A 20,920-nucleotide genomic window follows, 5' to 3' on the forward strand; every position below is an offset into this window, starting at 1 on the left:
CCTGTGTCTCTGATCGCTTCTGACCACTTCCGCATTGTTGTCGGCCTCGGCAAGAGCGGCATGTCTCTGGTGCGCTTTCTAGCGCAGCAGGGCGTGTCGTTTGCTGTGGCTGATACGCGGGAAACACCACCGGAGCTGGCCACGCTGCGCCGTGACTACCCGCAAGTGGAAGTGCGTTGTGGCGAACTGGATGTCGACTTCCTGTGCCGCGCCGATGAACTCTACGTGAGTCCCGGTCTGGCCCTGGCGACGCCTGCGCTGCAAGCGGCGGCTGCCCGTGGGGTGAAGCTGTCGGGTGACATCGATCTGTTCGCGCGTAACGCGAAAGCGCCCATCGTGGCAATCAGTGGTTCCAACGCCAAGAGCACCGTGACCACGTTGGTTGGCGAAATGGCGGCGGCTGCCGGTAAGCGCGTGGCGGTCGGCGGCAACCTCGGTACTCCAGCGCTCGATCTGCTCAACGATGACGTCGAGCTGTACGTGATGGAGCTGTCTAGCTTTCAGCTGGAAACCACCAATCAGCTGGGCGCCGAAGTGGCCACCGTGCTGAATGTCAGCGAAGACCACATGGACCGTTACAGCGGTCTGCCGGCTTACCATCTGGCCAAGCACCGGATTTTCCGCGGGGCCAAACAGGTGGTTGTCAATCGCCAGGATGCCTTGACCCGCCCACTGATGGGGGAGGGTCTGCCGTGCTGGACCTTCGGTCTGAGCGCGCCTGACTTCAAGGCCTTTGGCCTGCGTGAAGAAAACGGCGAAAAATACCTGGCCTTTGAATTTCAAAACCTGATGCCGGTGCGCGAGCTGAAAGTGCGTGGCGCCCATAACCAGGCGAATGCGTTGGCCGCTCTGGCGCTGGGGCATGCCGTAGGCTTGCCGTTCGACGCCATGTTGAGCAGCCTGCGCCGCTTCACCGGGCTTGAACACCGCTGCCAATGGGTGCGTGAACTCGATGGGGTGAGCTACTACAACGATTCCAAGGCCACCAACGTGGGCGCTGCACTGGCAGCCATCGACGGTTTGGGTGCCGACATGGATGGCAAGCTGGTGCTGATCGCTGGCGGGGATGGCAAGGGCGCTGACTTCAGCGGCCTGCGTGACTCCGTGGCCAAGCATTGTCGCGCCGTGGTGTTGATTGGCCGTGATGCGGATTTGATCGCTGCAGCCTTGGGCGAGGAAGTACCGCAAGTGCGAGCCGTTTCGCTGGACGACGCGATTGCACAAAGCCGCGTGTTGGCGCAGCCGGGTGACGCCGTGTTGCTGTCTCCGGCCTGTGCCAGCTTCGACATGTTCAAGAACTACGAAGAGCGCGGCCAGCTGTTCGCTCGCGCTGTGGAGGCCTTGGCATGATCTTCGGCATTATCAAACCTTATCCTTCACCCTTGATCACGGGCCGTGGCATTGACCTCGACTTCCCGTTGCTCGCCGGCTGCCTGGCGCTGCTCGGTCTGGGCCTGGTGATGATTACTTCGGCGTCGTCCGAAGTGGCTGCTTTGCAGTCAGGCAACACGCTGTACCACATGATCCGCCATCTGTTTTATATCGTGCTCGGTCTGGGCGCTTGTGTGCTGACCATGATGGTGCCGATTGCGACTTGGCAACGTATGGGCTGGATGTTGCTGTTGGGTGCGTTCGGTTTGTTGGTGATGGTGCTGCTGCCGGGAATTGGCCGTGAGGTCAACGGTTCCATGCGCTGGATTGGCTTCAGCTTTTTCAACGTCCAGCCTTCGGAAATTGCCAAGGTATTCGTGGTGATTTACCTCGCCGGTTATCTGGTGCGCCAGCAAAAAGAAGTTCGCGAAAGCTGGATGGGCTTCTTCAAGCCGTTCATCGTGTTGCTGCCAATGGCCGGTCTGTTGCTGATGGAGCCGGACTTTGGCGCAACGGTTGTAATGATGGGGGCGGCAGCGGCGATGCTGTTTCTGGGTGGCGTCGGTCTGTTCCGTTTCGCCCTGATGGTGGCGCTTGCAGTCGGTGCAGTATTCGTCCTGGTACAGGCTCAGCCTTACCGGATGGCGCGTCTGATTACCTTTACCGACCCGTGGTCCGATCAATTCGGTTCCGGCTACCAACTGACCCAGGCACTGATTGCGTTTGGTCGCGGCGAATGGTTCGGGGTGGGCTTGGGCAACAGCGTACAAAAGCAGTTCTACCTGCCAGAAGCTCACACCGACTTCGTGTTCTCGGTGCTGGCTGAAGAGCTGGGCGTGGTCGGCTCGCTGCTGACCGTGGCGCTGTTCGTGTTCGTCTGCGTACGCGGCATGTACATCGGCCTGTGGGCTGAGCGCGCCAAACAATATTTCGCCGCCTACATGGCGTATGGCCTGTCCTTCCTGTGGATTGGCCAATTCCTGATCAATATCGGGGTAAACGTCGGTCTGCTGCCAACCAAAGGTCTGACCTTGCCGTTCCTCAGTTATGGCGGCAGCTCGTTGGTGATTTGCTGTGTGTGTATGGGTTTGTTGCTGCGCATCGAGTGGGAGAGTCGAACCCACCTGGGCAGCGAAGAGACCGATTTCAAAGAAAGCGACTTCGCAGAGGAGCCGAACCATGGGCGCTAATGTGCTGATCATGGCGGGCGGCACTGGCGGGCATGTGTTCCCGGCACTGGCGTGCGCACGTGAGTTCCAGGCGCGTGGCTACACCGTGCATTGGCTGGGAACACCGCGTGGCATCGAGAACGAACTCGTTGAGCCCGCGGGCTTCAAACTGCACCTGATTAACGTGGCGGGCCTGCGGGGCAAAAGCAAACTGTCGCTGCTCAAAGCGCCGTTTGTGCTGCTCAAGGCTTTGTTTCAGGCGCGCAAAATTATTCGTCAACTCAAGCCTGTTTGCGTGTTGGGCTTTGGCGGCTACGTCACAGGCCCAGGTGGCCTGGCGGCGAAAACCTGCGGAGTGCCCGTGATCATTCACGAGCAGAACGCGGTGGCCGGAACGGCCAACCGTTTGTTGGTACCGATGGCGAGCCGTGTGTGTGAAGCCTTCCCGCAAACCTTTACAGCGATGGACAAATTGCGCACCACCGGCAACCCGGTGCGCAGTGAGCTGTTCGGTCTGGCGCCGCGCGCTCCACTGCAAGGCCGCAAGGCGCGCCTGCTGGTGCTGGGCGGGAGTCTGGGTGCTGAGCCGTTGAACAAACTCTTGCCTGAGGCAGTGGCCAAAGTACCGGCCGAGGTGCGTCCTGAGGTGTTTCATCAGGCGGGCAAGCAACACGATCAAATAACGGCCGAGCGTTATCAAGCGGTCGGCGTTGAGGCTGATGTTCAGCCGTTTATCAAAGACATGGCCCATGCCTATGGCTGGGCCGACCTGGTGGTTTGTCGCGCAGGCGCGCTGACTGTCAGTGAACTGGCTGCGGCCGGTCTACCTTCGCTGTTGGTGCCTTTGCCCCACGCGATTGACGACCATCAGAGCCGTAATGCCGACTTTTTGGCACGCGAGGGCGCCGCCTTCCTGATGCCGCAAGCGACAACTGGCGCAGCTGAACTGGCTGAACGCCTGACAGAGGTATTGATGCAACCGGAACGACTGAACAGCATGGCGACCCATGCTCGCCGCCTGGCCAAACCTGATGCAACCCGCAACGTTGTTGATATCTGCCTGGAGGTGGCCAATGGTTGAGAATCAGAAAGCCATTCCACAGCCGGAAATGCGCCGTATCCGTCATATTCACTTTGTCGGTATCGGTGGTGTGGGCATGTGCGGTATCGCCGAGGTATTGCTTAACCTCGGTTACCAGGTGTCGGGTTCCGACCTGAACGCATCCCCTGTGACTGAACGCCTCGAGTCGTTCGGCGCGAAGATTTTTATCGGCCATCTCGCTGAAAACGCTGCCCATGCCGATGTGCTGGTGGTGTCGAGCGCGGTCAATACCTCTAACCCTGAAGTCGCTAATGCGCTGGAACGTCGTATTCCAGTGGTGCCTCGGGCCGAGATGCTGGCTGAGTTGATGCGCTATCGCCACGGTATTGCCGTTGCCGGTACGCATGGCAAAACCACCACCACCAGCCTGCTGGCGTCCGTATTTGCGGCCGGTGGTCTGGACCCGACCTTTGTCATCGGTGGCCGGCTGAATGCAGCAGGCACCAATGCTCAGCTGGGTACCAGCCGCTATCTGATTGCCGAAGCTGACGAAAGCGATGCCAGCTTTCTGCACTTGCAGCCGCTGGTCGCCGTTGTGACCAACATCGACGCCGACCACATGGCGACCTACGAAGGTGACTTCAACAAACTGAAGAAAACCTTTGTTGAGTTCCTGCACAACCTGCCGTTCTACGGTTTGGCCGTGGTGTGTCTCGACGACCCGGTAGTGCGTGAAATCCTGCCGCTGGTCAAGCGTCCAACGGTCACGTACGGCTTCAGCGAAGCGGCAGACGTTCGGGCGATCAATGTTCGCCAGCAAGGCATGCAGACCTTCTTTACCGTTCTGCGTCCTGATCGTGAACCTCTGGATGTGTCGGTCAATATGCCGGGCAACCACAACGTATTGAACGCCTTGGCCACCATTTGCATCGCTTCGGATGAAGGGATCAGCGATGAGGCCATCGTTCAGGGGCTGTCTCGCTTTGAAGGTGTCGGTCGACGCTTCCAGGTGTACGGCGAGCTGCCCGTGGAAGGGGGCAGTGTGATGTTGGTGGACGACTACGGTCACCACCCGACCGAAGTGGCCGCCGTGATCAAGGCGGTACGCGGGGGCTGGCCGGAGCGCCGTCTGGTCATGGTGTACCAGCCGCACCGTTTCAGTCGCACCCGCGACCTTTATGACGATTTTGTGCAAGTGCTGGCCGACGCCAATGTGTTGTTATTGATGGAGGTCTACCCGGCCGGTGAAGAGCCTATCCCGGGGGCTGACAGCCGTCAGCTGTGCCACAGCATCCGTCAACGGGGTCAGTTGGACCCGATCTACATCGAGCGCGGTGTTGAGCTGGCACCGATCGTCAAGCCGCTGCTGCGTGCTGGCGACATCTTGTTGTGCCAAGGGGCGGGCGATATTGGCCGTCTGGCACCGCAACTTATTAAAAGTCCGCTGTTTGCCGGTGCTGTTGTTGCAGCCACAGAAGGGAAGTTGAAATGACTGCTGCCTACGCCAACCTGTTCTCGACCATTGCCCCCGCCGACTTCGGCCGTGTGGCAGTGCTGTTCGGCGGCAAAAGCGCCGAGCGCGAGGTGTCGCTCAACTCCGGCAATGCCGTGCTTGCAGCGCTGCAAAATGCGGGCGTCGATGCATTCGGCATTGATGTAGGCGACGATTTCATCTCACGCATTACGCAAGAAAAAATCGACCGCGCCTTTATCATTCTTCACGGCCGTGGTGGCGAAGACGGCAGCATGCAAGGGCTGCTGGAGTGCCTGTGCATTCCTTACACCGGCAGCGGCATCCTCGCCTCGGCACTGGCCATGGACAAGCTGCGCACCAAACAGGTGTGGCACAGCTTGGGTATTCCGACTCCGCGACACGCCGTGCTGGCCACTGAAGCTGATTGTATTTGCGCAGCGAAGGAACTGAGCTTCCCTTTGATCGTCAAACCGGCCCATGAAGGTTCAAGTATCGGTATGGCCAAAGTGAACAACGTTGATGAATTAATCAGCGCGTGGGCCGAGGCCAGTAAGTACGACTCGCAAGTATTGGTAGAACAATGGATCACCGGTCCCGAGTTCACCATCGCCACCCTGCGTGATCAGGTGTTGCCACCGATTGCACTGGGCACTCCGCATACGTTCTACGACTACGACGCCAAGTACGTGGCCAACGACACTCAATACCGGGTGCCGTGCGGTCTGGATGAGGCCAAGGAAAAAGAATTGATGGACCTCACCGCCAAAGCCTGTGAGGCAATTGGTATTGCCGGTTGGGGCCGTCTGGACGTGATGCAGGATGCCGAAGGGCAGTTCTGGCTGCTTGAGGTCAACACGGCCCCGGGCATGACCGATCACAGTCTGGTGCCGATGGCGGCCAAGGCTGCCGGTCTGGATTTCCAGCAACTGGTGTTGTCGATCCTGGCCGCCAGTGTTGAAGAGTCGCGAGGTTAAGACCATGCAAGGCGCATCGCTTCGTCATCAGCAACCTGTTCCCGGCCGTAAGCCGGTGCCACGGGGTGCAAGCCGAATGGTGGCTAAAGAGCCGATGTCGGGGCGTCTGCCAAAAGCCAATTTTGGCTTTTTGAAGATGTTGTTTTGGCCGGTCTTGTTGGTTGTGTTGGGTTATGGCACCTACGAAGGTGCGCAGCGCTTGATGCCGTACGCGGACCGCCCGATCAGCAATATCAACGTGCAGGGTGATTTGACCTATATCAGCCAACAAGCCGTGCAGCAGCGCATTGCCCCCTACATGGCCGCGAGCTTCTTTACGGTGGATCTGGAAGGCATGCGCACCGAGCTTGAGCAAATGCCATGGATTGCCCACGCAGAAGTACGCCGCGTGTGGCCTGACCAGGTGGTCATTCGCCTTGAAGAGCAACTGCCCGTCGCTCGTTGGGGTGATGAAGCTTTGCTCAACAACCAGGGGCAGGCGTTTACACCGCGTGAACTGGCCAATTACGAGCACTTGCCGCAGCTGTTTGGTCCACAACGGGCTCAGCAGCAAGTGATGCAGCAGTATCAGGTGTTAAGCCAGATGTTGCGTCCGATGGGCTTTTCCATCGCCCGTCTGGAGCTTCGTGAGCGCGGTAGCTGGTTCCTGACCACCGGAGCTGGCAGTGCAGGGCCGGGAATCGAGCTGTTGTTGGGGCGCGATCACCTGGTAGAGAAAATGCGTCGATTCATAGCCATCTATGACAAGACGCTTAAAGAACAGATTACGAACATAGCGCGCATTGATTTGCGTTACGCCAACGGATTGGCCGTCGGCTGGCGGGAACCTGTGGCTCCCACGATAGCCCAACCCGCTGTCGCGAAGAATTAAGAAGAGGCAGGACCCATGGCAAACGTGCAAAGCGGAAAAATGATCGTCGGTCTCGATATCGGCACCTCCAAGGTGGTGGCGCTGGTGGGCGAGGTCGGTGAAGACGGCACGATCGAAATCGTCGGTATTGGCACGCATCCGTCCCGGGGCCTGAAAAAGGGCGTGGTGGTGAACATCGAGTCCACCGTGCAATCGATCCAGCGCGCCATCGAAGAAGCGCAGCTGATGGCCGGTTGCCGGATTCACTCGGCATTCGTCGGCGTGGCCGGTAGCCACATCCGCAGCTTGAACTCCCACGGCATCGTGGCAATCCGCGACCGTGAAGTCAGCTCTGCAGACCTTGAGCGTGTACTCGATGCTGCACAGGCTGTCGCGATTCCTGCTGACCAGCGTGTGCTGCACACACTCGCGCAGGATTACGTGATCGATAACCAGGAAGGCGTGCGTGAGCCGCTGGGCATGTCGGGCGTGCGTCTGGAGGCCAAGGTGCACGTGGTGACCTGTGCAGTGAATGCCGCCCAGAACATCGAGAAGTGTGTACGTCGTTGTGGCCTTGAGGTTGATGACATCATCCTTGAGCAGTTGGCCTCGGCTTACTCGGTGCTCACCGATGACGAAAAAGAGCTGGGCGTGTGCCTGGTCGACATCGGCGGCGGCACGACCGACATCGCTATTTTCACCGAAGGCGCCATCCGCCATACGGCAGTGATCCCGATTGCGGGTGATCAGGTGACCAACGACATCGCGATGGCGCTACGCACCCCGACGCAGTACGCCGAAGAAATCAAAATCCGTTACGCCTGTGCACTGGCCAAACTGGCGGGTGCCGGTGAAACCATCAAGGTGCCGAGCGTGGGCGATCGTCCTCCGCGCGAGCTGTCTCGTCAGGCGCTGGCCGAAGTGGTCGAGCCGCGTTACGACGAGCTGTTCACCCTGATTCAGGCGGAGCTGCGTCGCAGCGGCTACGAAGACCTGATTCCGGCAGGCATTGTCCTGACCGGCGGCACTTCGAAAATGGAAGGCGCAGTTGAACTGGCGGAAGAAATCTTCCACATGCCAGTGCGTCTGGGCGTTCCGCACAGCGCCAAAGGCTTGTCTGATGTTGTGCGCAATCCGATTTACTCCACCGCTGTGGGCTTGTTGCTGTACGGACTGCAAAAGCAGTCGGACGGTATTTCCATATCGGGTATCAGCAACCGCGACAACTACAGCAGTGATGAACAGAAAGCCCCTGTGTTCGAGCGCCTCAAGCGCTGGGTGCAGGGCAACTTTTAAAGCATGAGCAGTAAAAGATTCAAAGCGGTAGAAGTAGGCGAAAAAAACTAGAGAACTGTAAGGAGAGGGACCATGTTCGAACTCGTAGACAACATCCCGCAAAGCCCGGTAATCAAGGTTATCGGTGTTGGTGGTGGCGGTGGCAATGCTGTTAACCATATGGTTAAGAGCAACATCGAAGGTGTGGAATTCATCTGCGCCAACACTGACGCACAAGCGCTCAAAAGCATCGGCGCGCGTACCATCCTGCAATTGGGCACTGGTGTGACCAAGGGCCTGGGTGCCGGCGCAAACCCTGAGGTCGGCCGTCAGGCTGCTCTTGAAGACCGTGAGCGCATCGCTGAAGTGTTGCAGGGCACCAATATGGTGTTCATCACCACGGGTATGGGCGGTGGTACCGGTACCGGTGCTGCGCCGATCATTGCCGAAGTGGCCAAGGAAATGGGCATCCTCACCGTTGCGGTGGTGACACGTCCATTCCCGTTCGAAGGTCGCAAGCGCATGCAGATTGCTGACGAAGGTATTCGTCTGCTGTCCGAAAGCGTCGACTCGTTGATCACGATTCCGAACGAAAAACTGCTGACCATCCTGGGCAAGGACGCGAGCCTGCTGTCTGCGTTTGCCAAGGCTGATGACGTGCTGGCCGGTGCCGTTCGCGGTATCTCCGACATCATCAAGCGTCCGGGCATGATCAACGTCGACTTTGCCGACGTGCGTACCGTGATGAGCGAAATGGGCATGGCGATGATGGGCACTGGCTGCGCCAGCGGTCCGAACCGTGCGCGTGAAGCCACCGAAGCGGCCATTCGCAATCCGTTGCTCGAAGACGTAAACCTGGAAGGCGCTCGCGGCATCCTGGTTAACATCACTGCCGGTCCTGACCTGTCACTGGGTGAATACTCCGACGTGGGCAGCATCATCGAAGCCTTTGCTTCGGAGCACGCGATGGTCAAAGTGGGCACGGTGATCGATCCGGACATGCGCGACGAATTGCACGTGACCGTGGTAGCGACTGGTTTGGGCGCGAAAATCGAGAAGCCGGTTAAGGTCATTGATAACGTGCAGGCTTCCTACGCCGCCTCTCAGGCACATACCGCACCTGCTCGTCAGGACGCACGTACCGAGCGTCAGGAACAGCCAGTGGTGAATTACCGCGATCTGGATCGTCCAACCGTGATGCGTAATCAGGCTCAGCAAGGGGCAACAACTGCTGCCAAACTGAATCCGCAAGACGATCTGGACTACCTGGACATCCCGGCTTTCCTGCGTCGACAGGCTGATTAATGAAATCAATCAGGGGGATTAAGGTGATTGGTATTCAGCAAAGGCTCGGTCTGCTATTATCGCCAGCCTTTGTTGATACCAGTTCGCAATTTGCGCTGAAGCGGCCAATGCCATGATTAAACAACGCACCCTGAAAAATATTATCCGTGCCACAGGTGTCGGCCTGCACTCCGGTGAGAAGGTCTACTTGACCCTCAAACCTGCGCCTGTGGATACCGGCATCGTGTTTTGTCGTGCAGACCTTGACCCTGTGGTGCAGATTCCTGCTCGCGCGGAAAACGTCGGCGAGACGACGATGTCGACCACGTTGGTCAACGGCGATGTAAAAGTAGACACGGTAGAGCACTTGCTCTCGGCCATGGCTGGCCTGGGGATCGATAACGCCTACGTCGAACTCTCCGCGTCTGAAGTCCCGATTATGGACGGTAGCGCCGGGCCTTTCGTGTTTCTGATTCAATCGGCGGGCCTGGAAGAACAGGACGCGCCGAAGAAGTTCATTCGAATCCTGCGTGAAGTGACCGTAGAAGATGGCGACAAGCGCGCCACCTTTGTCCCTTTCGAAGGCTTTAAGGTGAGCTTCGAGATCGACTTTGATCACCCGGTTTTCCTTAACCGTACCCAAAGTGCAAGCGTGGATTTTTCCAGCACTTCGTTTGTTAAAGAAGTCAGCCGCGCCCGTACTTTCGGTTTTATGAGTGACATCGAGTACCTGCGCAAGCACAACCTTGCACTAGGCGGTAGCGTAGAAAACGCCATCGTGGTTGATGCTAACGGTGTACTGAACGAAGACGGTCTTCGCTATGAAGACGAATTCGTGAAGCACAAGATTCTCGACGCCATTGGTGATCTTTACCTCTTGGGCAATAGCCTGATTGGTGAATTCAGGGGCTTCAAGTCTGGCCATGCACTGAACAACCAGCTGCTTCGCAAGCTGATTGAGCAGAAAGATGCTTGGGAAGTCGTGACCTTTGAAGATGCCAGCACGGCACCGATCTCGTACATGCGTCCGGTTGCAGCTGTTTAAGTAAAAACTTCTTTCTCTAGTTTTGAAAGCCACCCTCGGGTGGCTTTTTTTATGGTGCGCATTCGCACCGTTGCGGCGGTTAAAGGATTTCGGGGGAAGGCTTGATCGCATTAAGCCCGGTCTGGTTGATTGCAACGACTCGGTTTCTGCCCCCTTTCTTGGCTTGGTACAGGGCTTTGTCCGCCATGCTTAACAGCACTTGAACGTCATCCCCTGGCTTGGCATAACAGGTGCACGCCCCCAGGCTTGCCGTGAGTTTTTGCTTACCCTGGGGCAAAGTCTCCATCGCATCGACTGACGAGCGGATTTCTTCAGCCAATTGTCGGGCGCCCGCCGCATCGGTGTCGGCCAGTACAACGGCAAACTCTTCTGCGCTGTAACGAGTGGCCAGATCTCGGGGTCGACGCATGTGCGTTTTGATGATCTTCGCGACCCGACGAATAGCCTCATCGCCACTCTGATGCCCATAGAGGTCGTTGAATTGTTTGAGGTGATCAATATCAATCATCAAAAGCGATACAGGCCGGCCAGTGCGCTGTGCAATACGCCATTCTTCGGCAAGGGTTTTATCCAAGACGCGGCGATTGGCCAACCCGCTCAAAGGATCTGTTGAGGCGAGTTCAGCGAGCGAGCGCTCGGCCTGTTGGCGCAAGTTCAGTTCATGACTTAGCAACAGCGTCAGCCAGATCAAGCCCAGGCACAGCAGCAGGGTGGCGGTTCCGATCAGTAAGGCTGTATGCCACCAACTGCTGAAAATATATTCCCCAGATAAGCCCACCACCACCACGACAGGCAAGTTGTAAACCTGAGCGAACGTATAGAGCCGTGGCGTCTGAAAGGTTTCAGACATAGCGATAAAGCTACCGTACCCCTCATTCAGCAGTCGCATGTAGTTGGGGTAGCTGCTCAGGTCTTCCCCTGTACGAATGGAGGGGATCGGAGGGTATTGCACGAGCATGATGCCGTCAGTGCGAAAGAGGCTTATGTTGCCATCGGGGCCCAAATCCAGGCTGCGTAACAGGCTGGTGAAGTAGTCCAGCTTCAACTGGGCCACTGCCACGCCCGCAAAAGAGCCGTCTGGTGCGGACATACGGCGGGAAAATCGGATGCTCCAGTCGCCATTTCTACCGCTGTTTTGAAACGGGCGACTGATGAAGATCTCTCCGCTGTCCAGCTCGCGATGCACCTTGAACCAAGGTTGCTCGGTTACGTTCTCGCCCAGGACGACGTCCGCAGCTGAAGTTGCAATCAGGTTGCCCACCGCGTTGAGTACATAAAAACCGCCGTTTGAAGGCAGCTCGCTGGCTTGGTGAAACAGCAGTGTGTTTTTAAGGGGTTGAGGAAAAGAATCGAGGGCATGGCTTTGAAACAAACTGATCAAGCTCATCAGCGCCGTGTCGTAAAGCGATACGGTATTGCGTGCCTCACGATCAATCAGTTGCACAAGATTAAACGCTGAACGCGTGGCCTGTTGTTCAGTGTTGCGGTACTCGCGCACCAGCAAATAGCTGACGATGCACAGAGCCGTCACCACTAGCAGGGTTGTGGCGCTTATCAGCATGCGCTGCGTGATGATGCGTGTGCGAACGAAAGATGTAATAGCTCGACCCTCACTGATGTCAACGGCGCTGGGCATGAGTCACAGTCAAAAAGCTCAAGGCCAGCAAGCGCCAGCCTTGAGCTTATCGTTTAAAACACGTCAAGAGGATAGTCGATGATTACACGGTACTCATCAACATCGTTATCCACCGTTTGGTAAGCCGTGTTGCCGCGGTTAGACGCCCAGCGCAGGTTGATCGCGAGGTCTTTGGCTTTGCCGTCCTGTATCACGTATTTAAGGCCCAGATCGCGCTCCCAGTGACGGGCGTTTTTACCTTCGGGGTTGTACCAGTTGCCGTAACCGATGCTGTTCGGGTCAGCTTTTGTCAGGTCCAGTTCACCGTGCGAGTACGAAACAGTCGACGTCAGCCCCGCAATTCCAAGGCCCGCAAAATCGTATTCGTATTGCAGCTTCCAGGAGCGTTCGTTGGGTCCGTTGAAGTCTGAATATTGCTGTGAGTTATCCAGATAGACACTGTCGCCTTGATTGATGTAGTCAAACGGGGTGTCGCCATTCACCCGCTGATACACCGCCGTGACGGTGTGGCCCGCCATTGCCAGCGCCAGGTGCAGGCTGAAGGTGTTGTTGTCGATGTCCCCGAGCAGCGCTTTGCCGCTGTTCTCGGTGTGATAGAAATGCACACCGGGGTTGAGGCTGATGCTCTCAGTCAGCGCGTGGGTGTAGTCCAGATCGTAGTAGTACTGGTTCCATACATCCTTGAGCTGTGCGGCATACAGGTTGCTGGTGATCTGCGGGACGCCGCTCCACGCTACGCCCGCCCAGGTCAGGTGCTTGGTGGTCTGATCGCCGAGGTCGCCATAGGTGGTCGTCAGGCGGTGCATGCCGCTCTGGTTGTAGGGTTTGTTGAAGCTGACCTGACCGCCTTCCAGCATCCAGCCGTCAAAGCTATTGTTCGTCAGGCTGACGCCGCGAAAGGTTTGCGGCAGCATGCGGGTTTCACCGCCGGCAATCACCGGATTGGTCAAAAACAGATCGCCGGCTTTAAGTTCAGTGTCGAAGGCACGGATTTTCAGTGCAGCGCCTGCGGACGAAAATGAGGTCGGTGCTTTGCCGTTACCATCACTGACAGGCAGGATGCTGCTGCCATCCGTACCGCCACCACCGTCGAGCTTAAGGCCCAGCATGGCGTACGCGTCCAGTCCGAACCCGACCACGCCTTGAGTGAAGCCCGACTCGAACTTACCGAGAAATCCTTGGCCCCATTCTTTGCTGTCATCGGCATGCGGGCTGCGGATGTCGTGGTTCATGTAGTAGTTGCGAGCGTGCAGGTTGAGGCTTGAGCCTTCAATAAAACCGTCTTGAGTGGCCTCGTCGTCGGCGTGGGCGAAGGTAGAGATCGTTGCAGCCAGGGCAATGAATAACGGACTGAGTTTGAGTGAAGACTTCACCAGTGAGTTGCTCCTTGAGAGTGGCGGCAGTTTTTATTTTCTTTTAAAAAGTTCTGTTCTTGTTTTAAAGCGCCCCGTGCGGCGGCGACTTTTTCAGGCACAAAAAAAAGCCGCTATGATAGCGGCTTTTGAAACAGTCAGTCACATCTGTAGCGTGTGAGCGACTGGGTCGGGAAGTCGTGTTGCCTCGGATCAGCTGTCTTTCGCTTCATCGGACGTGCTAGCCGTAGCTTGTGTTTGCTGAGGCTGCGCAACGTTTTGCTGCTGTGCTGTGAGCTCTTCCTGGTGCTGTTCGAAAGCGGCTGCGCGGGCCGCATTTTGCGCGACGAATGCAGGCGATTCTTCCGCCATGGCCAGGGGCGACAACAACAAAGATGACAAAACGAAAACGCTAGCCATACCCATACTGCTGGACATTTCAAAGACCTTCTTGCTGAGCAAGTTCTGTTTGGTTGAGACAAATTTATAGCGGGATGAGGGGGCGAAAAAGCCTTGTTTTGAACAAGGACTTTTGCGTTTTAAGTAACAAAGGCTGAGAGGTTCGGGCTAGACGCTTCGTGGCTGTTGCCGATGGCTATGTCGGGATGTACAGCCCAAACGTATTGAGGTTTGCACGGCTATACACAAAGACATCTCCGCCATGCATTTGAGCAATCGCCTTGACGATTGCCAGCCCCAGACCGTGATTGGCACCGCTGTTATGGCGTGAGGCATCGACACGATAAAAGCGTTCAAACAAGTGAGTGAGATGCTCTTCGCTTATGGGCTCACCGGGATTACTGATGCTGATGCTCACTCGTTCAGCGGTCTGGATGATCAACACTTCAATCGTTTGCCCGGCATCGGTGTGCTGCACTGCGTTGTTGAGCAGGTTAATCAGCGCTCGACGCAGATGGGCTTTTTCAATGTTGGCGTGGGCATCGCCACTGACGTTGACCTGTACATGCGCATCTTCAAGGATGAACTCAAGATACTCCAGAGTCGTTGCGACTTCGTCTGCCAATGAGGCATGCACCAATTTACTGGCCTTGCTGCCCTGATCGGCACTGGCCAAAAACAGCATGTCGTTAATGATGGTGCGCAAACGCTCCAGTTCTTCAAGGTTGGATTGCAGCACCTCGAAGTAATGTTCGGCCGAGCGCCCCCGAGTCAGTGCCACTTGGGTCTGACCAATCAGGTTGGTCAGTGGCGAGCGCAGTTCATGGGCCACATCGGCATTGAAGGACTCCAGTCGGTTGTAGGCCTGTTCGACCCGCTCCAGGGTGGCATTGAACGCGTGGGCGAATTGATCCAGCTCGGGCGGTAATGAGGCCAGGTGCAAGCGTCCGGACAAGCGGGGTGGTGTGAGCTTTTGCGCTTCTTCAGACAGCTTGATCAGGGGTTTTAGGCCAATAGTGGCCACCCAGTACCCCAATAGCGACGCGAGCAAAACGCCAATTATTGCCAGGCTGACCAGCGCCACCAGTAAATGGTGCTGAGTTTGGCGAAAGGTCTCGGTGTCGATGGCGATCAAAAAGCGCAGGGGTGGACGCTGATCTTTGGCCGGCATCTGGCTGATCAACACTTTGAAGGGGTAGGCTTCGCCGGGCAATTGCAGGTCACGCACGCCCGGTGGCCCTTTGGCAAATGCCCGGACGGTGGCGTCAGGCTGACCGTATTCATAATCGGGATGATCACTGATGACCCAAAACCGAATGCGCTTGTCTTCTTCACTGAGCAATTTGAGTTTGGCGCTTATTTTGGCCCAATGATCTGGGTTGCCAAATCGGTTAATGGACGATTCCAGTACGCTGTAACGCGCATCCAGCTCCGCTTCGGGCAGTAAGCCAATGCTTTTGTCGACTTGCTGGTAGAGCGCCCCGCCAATCAATACAAATACCAACAAGGCCACCAGCGTAAACAGCGCGCTCAGGCGCAGGGCGATGGCGTTAAAGCGATTGGGGCGCTTAGTCACTGCGCCGCTCCAGTACGTATCCCATGCCGCGGATGGTGTGCAGCAATTTGTGTTCAAAGGGGCCGTCGAGTTTGGCGCGCAAGCGTTTGATCGCCACCTCGACCACATTGGCATCGCTGTCGAAATTGATGTCCCAGACCATTTCTGCAATGGCCGTTTTAGACAGGATTTCACCCTGGCGTCGGGCCAGCACGCTGAGCAGTGAAAATTCTTTGGCGGTCAGATCCAGCCGACTGCCGGAACGGGTTGCCTTGCGGCTGATCAAGTCGATCCACAAGTCATCGACCGTCACCTGCACCGGTTCATGGCCGCCGCTTCGGCGGGTCAATGCTTGCAGACGGGCGACCAGTTCCAGAAATGAAAACGGCTTGCCCAAGTAATCATCGGCCCCTTCGCGCAGGCCGCGAATGCGGTCTTCTACCCGCTCGCGCGCGGTCAGCATGATCACCGGGGTTTGTTTGCGCGCGCGAAGAGCGCGTAACACAGCAAAGCCGTCCAGGCCTGGCAGCATCACATCAAGCACGATCACCGCGTAATCGCTTTCCAGTGCCAGGTGCAACCCTTCAAGGCCATCGCGGGCCACATCCACGGTGTAGCCTTGCTCGGTCAGGCCGCGGTGCAGGTAGTCGGCGGTTTTATCTTCATCTTCAATAATCAGAACGCGCATGACCCGCCTCAGTGATTTGTCGCCAGCTCGCTGACAGGTTTGGAACGATGGAACAGCCGTTCGAGCCACAAGTATATGACTGGCGTGGTAAACAGCGTCAGCGCCTGGCTCACCAACAGCCCGCCGACGACGGCAATGCCCAGGGGCTGGCGCAGTTCAGCGCCGGTGCCATAACCCAGCATCAACGGCAGTGCGCCGAGCAAGGCGGCGAGGGTGGTCATGATGATGGGCCGAAAACGCGTGAGGCAAGCTTCGTAAATCGCCTGTTCGGGCGTTAAGCCGCGAGTGCGCTGGGCATCAAGGGCGAAGTCGACCATCAAAATGCCGTTTTTCTTGACGATACCGATCAGCAGAACCAGGCCGATCAGCGCCATGATGGAGAAGTCCTGACCGCACAGCCATAACATCAACAGTGCGCCAAGCCCGGCCGAAGGTAAGGTTGAGATGATGGTCAGCGGGTGTACAAGGCTTTCGTACAGCACGCCGAGAATGATGTACACCGCCACCAGCGCCGCCAGAATCAACCACGGCTGGCTGGCCAGCGAGCTCTGGAAGGCTTGTGCCGCGCCCTGAAAGTTGCCGCTGATGGTGGCCGGCATGCCAATTTCGTTTTTCGCTTGATTGAGCATTAACACCGCATCACCCAGCGCCACGCCTGGGGCGAGGTTGAACGACAGGTTGGCGGCCGGAAACATGCCGTCATGGCTGATGGACAATGGGCCGCTGACCGGCGCATTGACTTTAGCCACGGCCGACAGCGGCACCATTTCGCCGGTCAACGGGGAGCGCAGGTAGAAGTAGTTGAGGCTTTGCGCCTGGCCACGTTGCTGCGTATCGACTTCCAGAATCACGTTGTACTGATTGATTTCGGTCTGGAATTCATTGACCTGGCGCTGGCCAAACGCATCGTACAACGCCTCGTCCACATCGGTCGCGGTAAGGCCAAAACGTGCGGCAGCATTGCGGTCGATAGTGATCGAGGTGATGCTGCCACCCAGTTGCAGGTCGTTGGACACGTCGCGGAAGGCCGGGTTGGTCCGCAGCTTTTCAGTCAGCCGCTGAGTCCAGGTATTGAGCGTCGGCCCATCGTTGCTTTTGAGTACATATTGATACTGGCTGCGGCTTGGCCCCGAGCTAAGGTTGATGTCTTGCCCGGCGCGCAGGTACAGCACGATGCCCGGCACGTTGGCCAGTTGCGGGCGGATACGGTCGATAAATTCGCTGGCGGACACGTCGCGGTCGCCGCGATCCTTGAGGGCAATCCAGAAGCGTCCGTTGGCGATGGTCTGGTTGCTGCCGGTCACCCCCACGGAGTGGGAAAATGACTGCACGGCGGGATCGTTGCTGACGATGTCGGCCAGCGCCAGATGCTTTTGCTTCATGTCACTAAAAGAAATATCAGACGCCGCCTCAGTGGTGCCAAGCACGAAGCCGGTGTCCTGTACCGGGAAGAAGCCTTTGGGGATCAATACATAGCCAACGATGGCCATCGCCAGTGTGACAGCGAAGATCCCCAGCATCAGCCGTTGGTGCGCCAGTGCGCGTTGCAACGCTCTGTCGTAAAGCCTCAGCAAGCGTTCACCAAACCCCGGTTTGGCATCGGCGTGATGCACCGGCGCGCGCATGAACAGCGCTGCCAGCGTGGGCGCCAGGGTCAGCGACACCAGCACCGAAATCAAAATGGTCGAGGTGGCGGTCAGGGCGAACTCCTTGAACAGACGGCCCACTACACCGCCCATAAACAGCAGTGGGATAAAGGCCGCCACCAGCGAAAAGCTGATCGACACCACAGTAAAGCCAATTTCGCTGGAGCCTTTGATCGCCGCATCACGCATGCTCTCGCCCGCTTCGAGGTGGCGGTGAATGTTTTCCACCACCACGATGGCATCGTCGACCACAAACCCCACGGCCACGACAATGGCCACCAGTGTCAGGTTATTCAGGCTGAAGCCCAGCACATACATCAAGGCAAAACTGGCAATCAGTGAGACACCGAGCACGGCGGACACGATCAGGGTGGCTGACCATTGGCGCAAGAACAGCGCCATGACGGCGATCACCAACAGCACGGCAATCAGCAAGGTTATTTCCACCTCATGCAAGGACGCGCGAATGGTTTTGGTGCGGTCGCTCAGTACGGTGACTTCAACCGATGCCGGGAGCATCGCTTGCAAGCCGGGCAGGGCGGCCTGAATACGGTCTACGGTCTCGACAATGTTGGCGCCAGGCTGGCGCGAAATCACCAGGTTGAGGCCCGGCTGATGGCCGGACCACGCTTGCACATAGTCGTTTTCGGAGCCGTCGATCACACGCGCCACGTCCCGAAGTTGTACCGGGGCCCCCGCTTTGTAAGAGACCACCAACTGGCTGTACTCGTCGGCGTTGAACAATTGGTCGTTGGTCGACAGGGTCGAAATGCTCGAAGGCCCGTAGAGCGCACCTTTGGCAAGATTGAGGCTGGTTTGTTGAATGGCCAGACGTATATCGGCCAGCGTCAAGCCAATGGCGGCCAGTTTGTCCGCAGACGCTTGTACCCGGATCGCGGGACGCTGCTGGCCAGTGATATTGATCAAGCCCACGCCGTCGATTTGGCTGATCTGTCGGGCCAGCAAAGTTTCGACGTAATCGCTCAGCTCGGTGCCGGGCATTTGCATTGAGCTAATGCTGAGGATCAATACCGGGCTGTCCGCCGGGTTGACCTTCTTCCAGGTCGGTAATGTCGGCATGTCCTTGGGCAACTTGCCGGATGCGGTATTGATGGCCGCCTGTACTTCTTGGGCGGCGGTATCAATGCTTTTGTCGAGGGTGAATTGCAGGGTCAGGGTGGTCGAACCCAGCGCGCTGCTGGAGGTCATTTGGGTCATGCCGGGGATGGCGCTGAACTGCACTTCCAAAGGTGTGGCCACCGACGACGCCATCGTGTCGGGGCTGGCGCCGGGTAACTGCGCAGAGACCTGAATGGTCGGGAATTCCGCCTCGGGCAAAGGCGCGATGGGCAGCCGCGGGAAGGCGATCAACCCCAGCAATACCAGCGCAAAGGTCAGTAACACTGTGGCTATCGGATGATCAACACACCAGGCAGAGAGCGAGCGGCTGCGGCTCATGGTTGCACCGGCGCGTCGGTTAGCCCCGGTTCGCTCAAAACGGTGATGCGTGAGCCCGGTTTAAGTCGTGACTGGCCATCGCTGACCAGTGTGTCGCCCACATTGACCCCGCTGATCACGTTGAGCGTCGTGTCTTGATAGATCATCTGCACCGGCACGGTTTCAACCGAGTCGCCCGCCGTGCGGTACACGAAGTAATTATCCAGCCCGCGCTGCACGACCTGCGGCGGCACCACGAGGGCGCGTTGTTCAAGCCCGGTCTGGATCTCGATATTGACTAACTGGCCGGGCCACAAGGTATGGGTGGGGTTATCGAATTGAGCTTTGACTTTAATCGTACCGGTGGTTGCAGAGACCTGGTTGTCGATCAGACTCAAGCGCCCTTGGCCCAGCGGCGTGCCACCGGGGCCGGCGTTACCTAGAAAGGCTTTGACCAAGGCCGGTTGCGGGGCGTCGAGGAGTGTGTGCAAGGTCGGCAGCCACTGTTGCGGTAACGAAAACTCCACGGCAATCGGGTCGATTTGAGTGACAGAAAATAGGCCCTGTGCATCGCTGACGCGCAGGAAGTTGCCCGGGTCAGCCGTGCGAATGCCGACACGACCCGACACCGGCGAGTGAATTTGGGTGAACGATAACTGAACCTCTGCGGCGGCAATGGCGGCCTGATTACCTTGCGCCGTGGCGTTGAGTTCATTGACCAGCGCCTGTTGCTGGTCGAGGGTTTGTTTGGACACGCCGTTGTCGACACTGAGCAACTGGTAACGCTTGAGGTTGATCCGGGCAACGTGCAGCTGCGCCTGATTCTGCCCCAGCTGGGCTTTGGCTTGAGCGAGGCTGGCCTTGATTGCGCGGTCATCGAGCGTTGCCAGCAAGTCCCCGGCTTTGACCGTCTGGCCTTCGGTTACCAGCAGTCGGGTCAGAATGCCGTCGATTTGCGGGCGTATGGTCACACTGTGCAGCGACAGCACTGATCCAATCCCGCTCACATAACGCGGCACATCTTGCTGAACCACGTGAATCACTCTGACCGGTACGGGCGCAGCACCGGATGACGTGAGGGGGGTGGCGCGTGTGGCCCACCACAGTGTGCCGCCGATAAGGGCAACCACTAATGCCCCCAGCCATATTTTATTGGTTTTAGTGGGCATGCCGGTTAGACGCCGTGTGCGTGAGATTGTTGAGTAGGCTCATCCAAGGGTTATAGCGCGTGAACCCGGTCAGTACAGTGACGGCTAACTGACATTACTGACAGCTAAATTTAAAAATTGTGAAGGCTTGTCAGGATCTGTCATATAAGGCCGATAGGCTTATAAGAAAGAGGAGCGCTCCAGCGTTCCCGCACGGAGATGCATCATGAAGAATGTAGCGTTCGGGCTGTCGGCATACGTGATGATGGGGCTGATAATTGAAGTAAATGCCCAGACAGCCGTAGACGGGGGCACCCTCTATTTTCGAGGCTCTATCGTCGAGCGAATGTGCGATCTGGGCACTGGCGCCAAGGTCACGTATGGCGCCTCAACCGAGCGTATCAACGTCACTCCCTCAGTCGTACTGGCCGTGAACCGTGCTACCCGGGTATGCCGCTTTGCTGACCTACCGTTTGTCGCGTCGTATCAGGTGCTCGAACCCGCAGGCGCCCGTATAGAGTCTCCGAGTGAAAAGGGTGTGGTAACTATTTCCTACTTGTGACTGAGCGGCGGGG

Annotated in this window: 17 protein-coding genes; 10 read left to right on the forward strand and 7 right to left on the reverse strand. The window is 57.5% G+C overall.

The window, feature by feature from the left end; all coding sequences use genetic code 11:
- The first annotated feature begins 3 nt into the window (after window positions 1-3).
- The 9 genes from murD (at window position 4) to lpxC (ending at window position 10,484) form a co-directional block, all read left to right on the forward strand.
- Window positions 4-1,350 carry a UDP-N-acetylmuramoyl-L-alanine--D-glutamate ligase gene (gene murD, locus ACI7MX_RS11475; RefSeq protein ID WP_314491273.1) on the forward strand — a complete coding sequence of 449 codons (1,347 nt, stop codon included), beginning with the start codon at window positions 4-6 and terminating at the stop codon, window positions 1,348-1,350.
- Window positions 1,347-2,561 carry a putative lipid II flippase FtsW gene (gene ftsW / locus ACI7MX_RS11480; protein ID WP_405586657.1) on the forward strand — a complete coding sequence of 405 codons (1,215 nt, stop codon included), beginning with the start codon at window positions 1,347-1,349 and terminating at the stop codon, window positions 2,559-2,561. Before murD ends, ftsW begins: the two co-directional genes overlap by 4 nt.
- On the forward strand, window positions 2,551-3,621 hold the full coding sequence (murG, locus tag ACI7MX_RS11485) for an undecaprenyldiphospho-muramoylpentapeptide beta-N-acetylglucosaminyltransferase (RefSeq protein ID WP_314491276.1): 1,071 nt from the start codon (window positions 2,551-2,553) through the stop codon (window positions 3,619-3,621). The genes ftsW and murG overlap by 11 nt, the downstream gene beginning before the upstream one ends.
- Window positions 3,614-5,074: a UDP-N-acetylmuramate--L-alanine ligase gene (gene murC, locus ACI7MX_RS11490; RefSeq protein WP_314491278.1), complete on the forward strand. Its 1,461-nt coding sequence runs from the start codon at window positions 3,614-3,616 to the stop codon at window positions 5,072-5,074. The genes murG and murC overlap by 8 nt, the downstream gene beginning before the upstream one ends.
- Complete coding sequence (locus tag ACI7MX_RS11495) at window positions 5,071-6,030, forward strand: D-alanine--D-alanine ligase (RefSeq protein WP_405586653.1); 960 nt, start codon at window positions 5,071-5,073, stop codon at window positions 6,028-6,030. The genes murC and ACI7MX_RS11495 overlap by 4 nt, the downstream gene beginning before the upstream one ends.
- 4 nt (window positions 6,031-6,034) lie before the next feature.
- Window positions 6,035-6,901 (forward strand): cell division protein FtsQ/DivIB, encoded by an 867-nt coding sequence (locus ACI7MX_RS11500; RefSeq protein WP_405586650.1) that lies wholly within the window; start codon window positions 6,035-6,037, stop codon window positions 6,899-6,901.
- A 15-nt stretch (window positions 6,902-6,916) separates the two neighbouring features.
- Window positions 6,917-8,176 carry a cell division protein FtsA gene (ftsA, locus tag ACI7MX_RS11505; protein WP_153379026.1) on the forward strand — a complete coding sequence of 420 codons (1,260 nt, stop codon included), beginning with the start codon at window positions 6,917-6,919 and terminating at the stop codon, window positions 8,174-8,176.
- A 72-nt stretch (window positions 8,177-8,248) separates the two neighbouring features.
- The gene (gene ftsZ, locus ACI7MX_RS11510) at window positions 8,249-9,460 is read left to right on the forward strand and encodes a cell division protein FtsZ (protein WP_405586647.1); all 1,212 of its coding nucleotides are present in this window, start codon (window positions 8,249-8,251) and stop codon (window positions 9,458-9,460) included.
- Window positions 9,461-9,572: 112 nt separating this feature from the next.
- Window positions 9,573-10,484 (forward strand): UDP-3-O-acyl-N-acetylglucosamine deacetylase, encoded by a 912-nt coding sequence (gene lpxC, locus ACI7MX_RS11515; protein ID WP_405586644.1) that lies wholly within the window; start codon window positions 9,573-9,575, stop codon window positions 10,482-10,484.
- 79 nt (window positions 10,485-10,563) lie between these two features.
- On the opposite strand, the gene ACI7MX_RS11520 is transcribed toward lpxC, so the two are convergent.
- The 7 genes from ACI7MX_RS11520 to ACI7MX_RS11550 form a co-directional block, all read right to left on the reverse strand.
- Entirely contained in the window at window positions 10,564-12,120 is a 1,557-nt protein-coding gene (locus tag ACI7MX_RS11520) for a diguanylate cyclase domain-containing protein (protein ID WP_405586641.1), read from the reverse strand.
- Between the two features lie 53 nt (window positions 12,121-12,173).
- Window positions 12,174-13,493 (reverse strand): OprD family porin, encoded by a 1,320-nt coding sequence (locus ACI7MX_RS11525; protein ID WP_314491045.1) that lies wholly within the window; start codon window positions 13,491-13,493, stop codon window positions 12,174-12,176.
- A gap of 192 nt (window positions 13,494-13,685) precedes the next feature.
- Window positions 13,686-13,910, reverse strand: a complete 225-nt coding sequence (locus ACI7MX_RS11530; RefSeq protein ID WP_405587009.1) for a hypothetical protein — start codon at window positions 13,908-13,910, stop codon at window positions 13,686-13,688.
- A gap of 157 nt (window positions 13,911-14,067) precedes the next feature.
- The gene (locus tag ACI7MX_RS11535; protein ID WP_314491048.1) at window positions 14,068-15,447 is read right to left on the reverse strand and encodes a heavy metal sensor histidine kinase; all 1,380 of its coding nucleotides are present in this window, start codon (window positions 15,445-15,447) and stop codon (window positions 14,068-14,070) included.
- Window positions 15,440-16,114, reverse strand: coding sequence for a heavy metal response regulator transcription factor (locus ACI7MX_RS11540; RefSeq protein ID WP_314491051.1), 675 nt, complete (start codon window positions 16,112-16,114; stop codon window positions 15,440-15,442). Before ACI7MX_RS11540 ends, ACI7MX_RS11535 begins: the two co-directional genes overlap by 8 nt.
- Window positions 16,115-16,122: 8 nt before the next feature.
- Window positions 16,123-19,218, reverse strand: a complete 3,096-nt coding sequence (locus ACI7MX_RS11545; protein ID WP_405586636.1) for a multidrug efflux RND transporter permease subunit — start codon at window positions 19,216-19,218, stop codon at window positions 16,123-16,125.
- Window positions 19,215-20,366, reverse strand: a complete 1,152-nt coding sequence (locus tag ACI7MX_RS11550; RefSeq protein WP_405586633.1) for an efflux RND transporter periplasmic adaptor subunit — start codon at window positions 20,364-20,366, stop codon at window positions 19,215-19,217. Before ACI7MX_RS11550 ends, ACI7MX_RS11545 begins: the two co-directional genes overlap by 4 nt.
- 205 nt (window positions 20,367-20,571) lie before the next feature.
- Here ACI7MX_RS11550 and ACI7MX_RS11555 point away from each other — a divergent pair, with 205 nt between their 5' ends.
- Window positions 20,572-20,907, forward strand: a complete 336-nt coding sequence (locus ACI7MX_RS11555; protein WP_314491061.1) for a hypothetical protein — start codon at window positions 20,572-20,574, stop codon at window positions 20,905-20,907.
- Window positions 20,908-20,920: the final 13 nt, after the last annotated feature.

This window comes from Pseudomonas sp. 2024-210, from assembly GCF_045062345.1.
In the GTDB taxonomy this organism is placed as follows: Bacteria; Pseudomonadota; Gammaproteobacteria; order Pseudomonadales; family Pseudomonadaceae; genus Aquipseudomonas.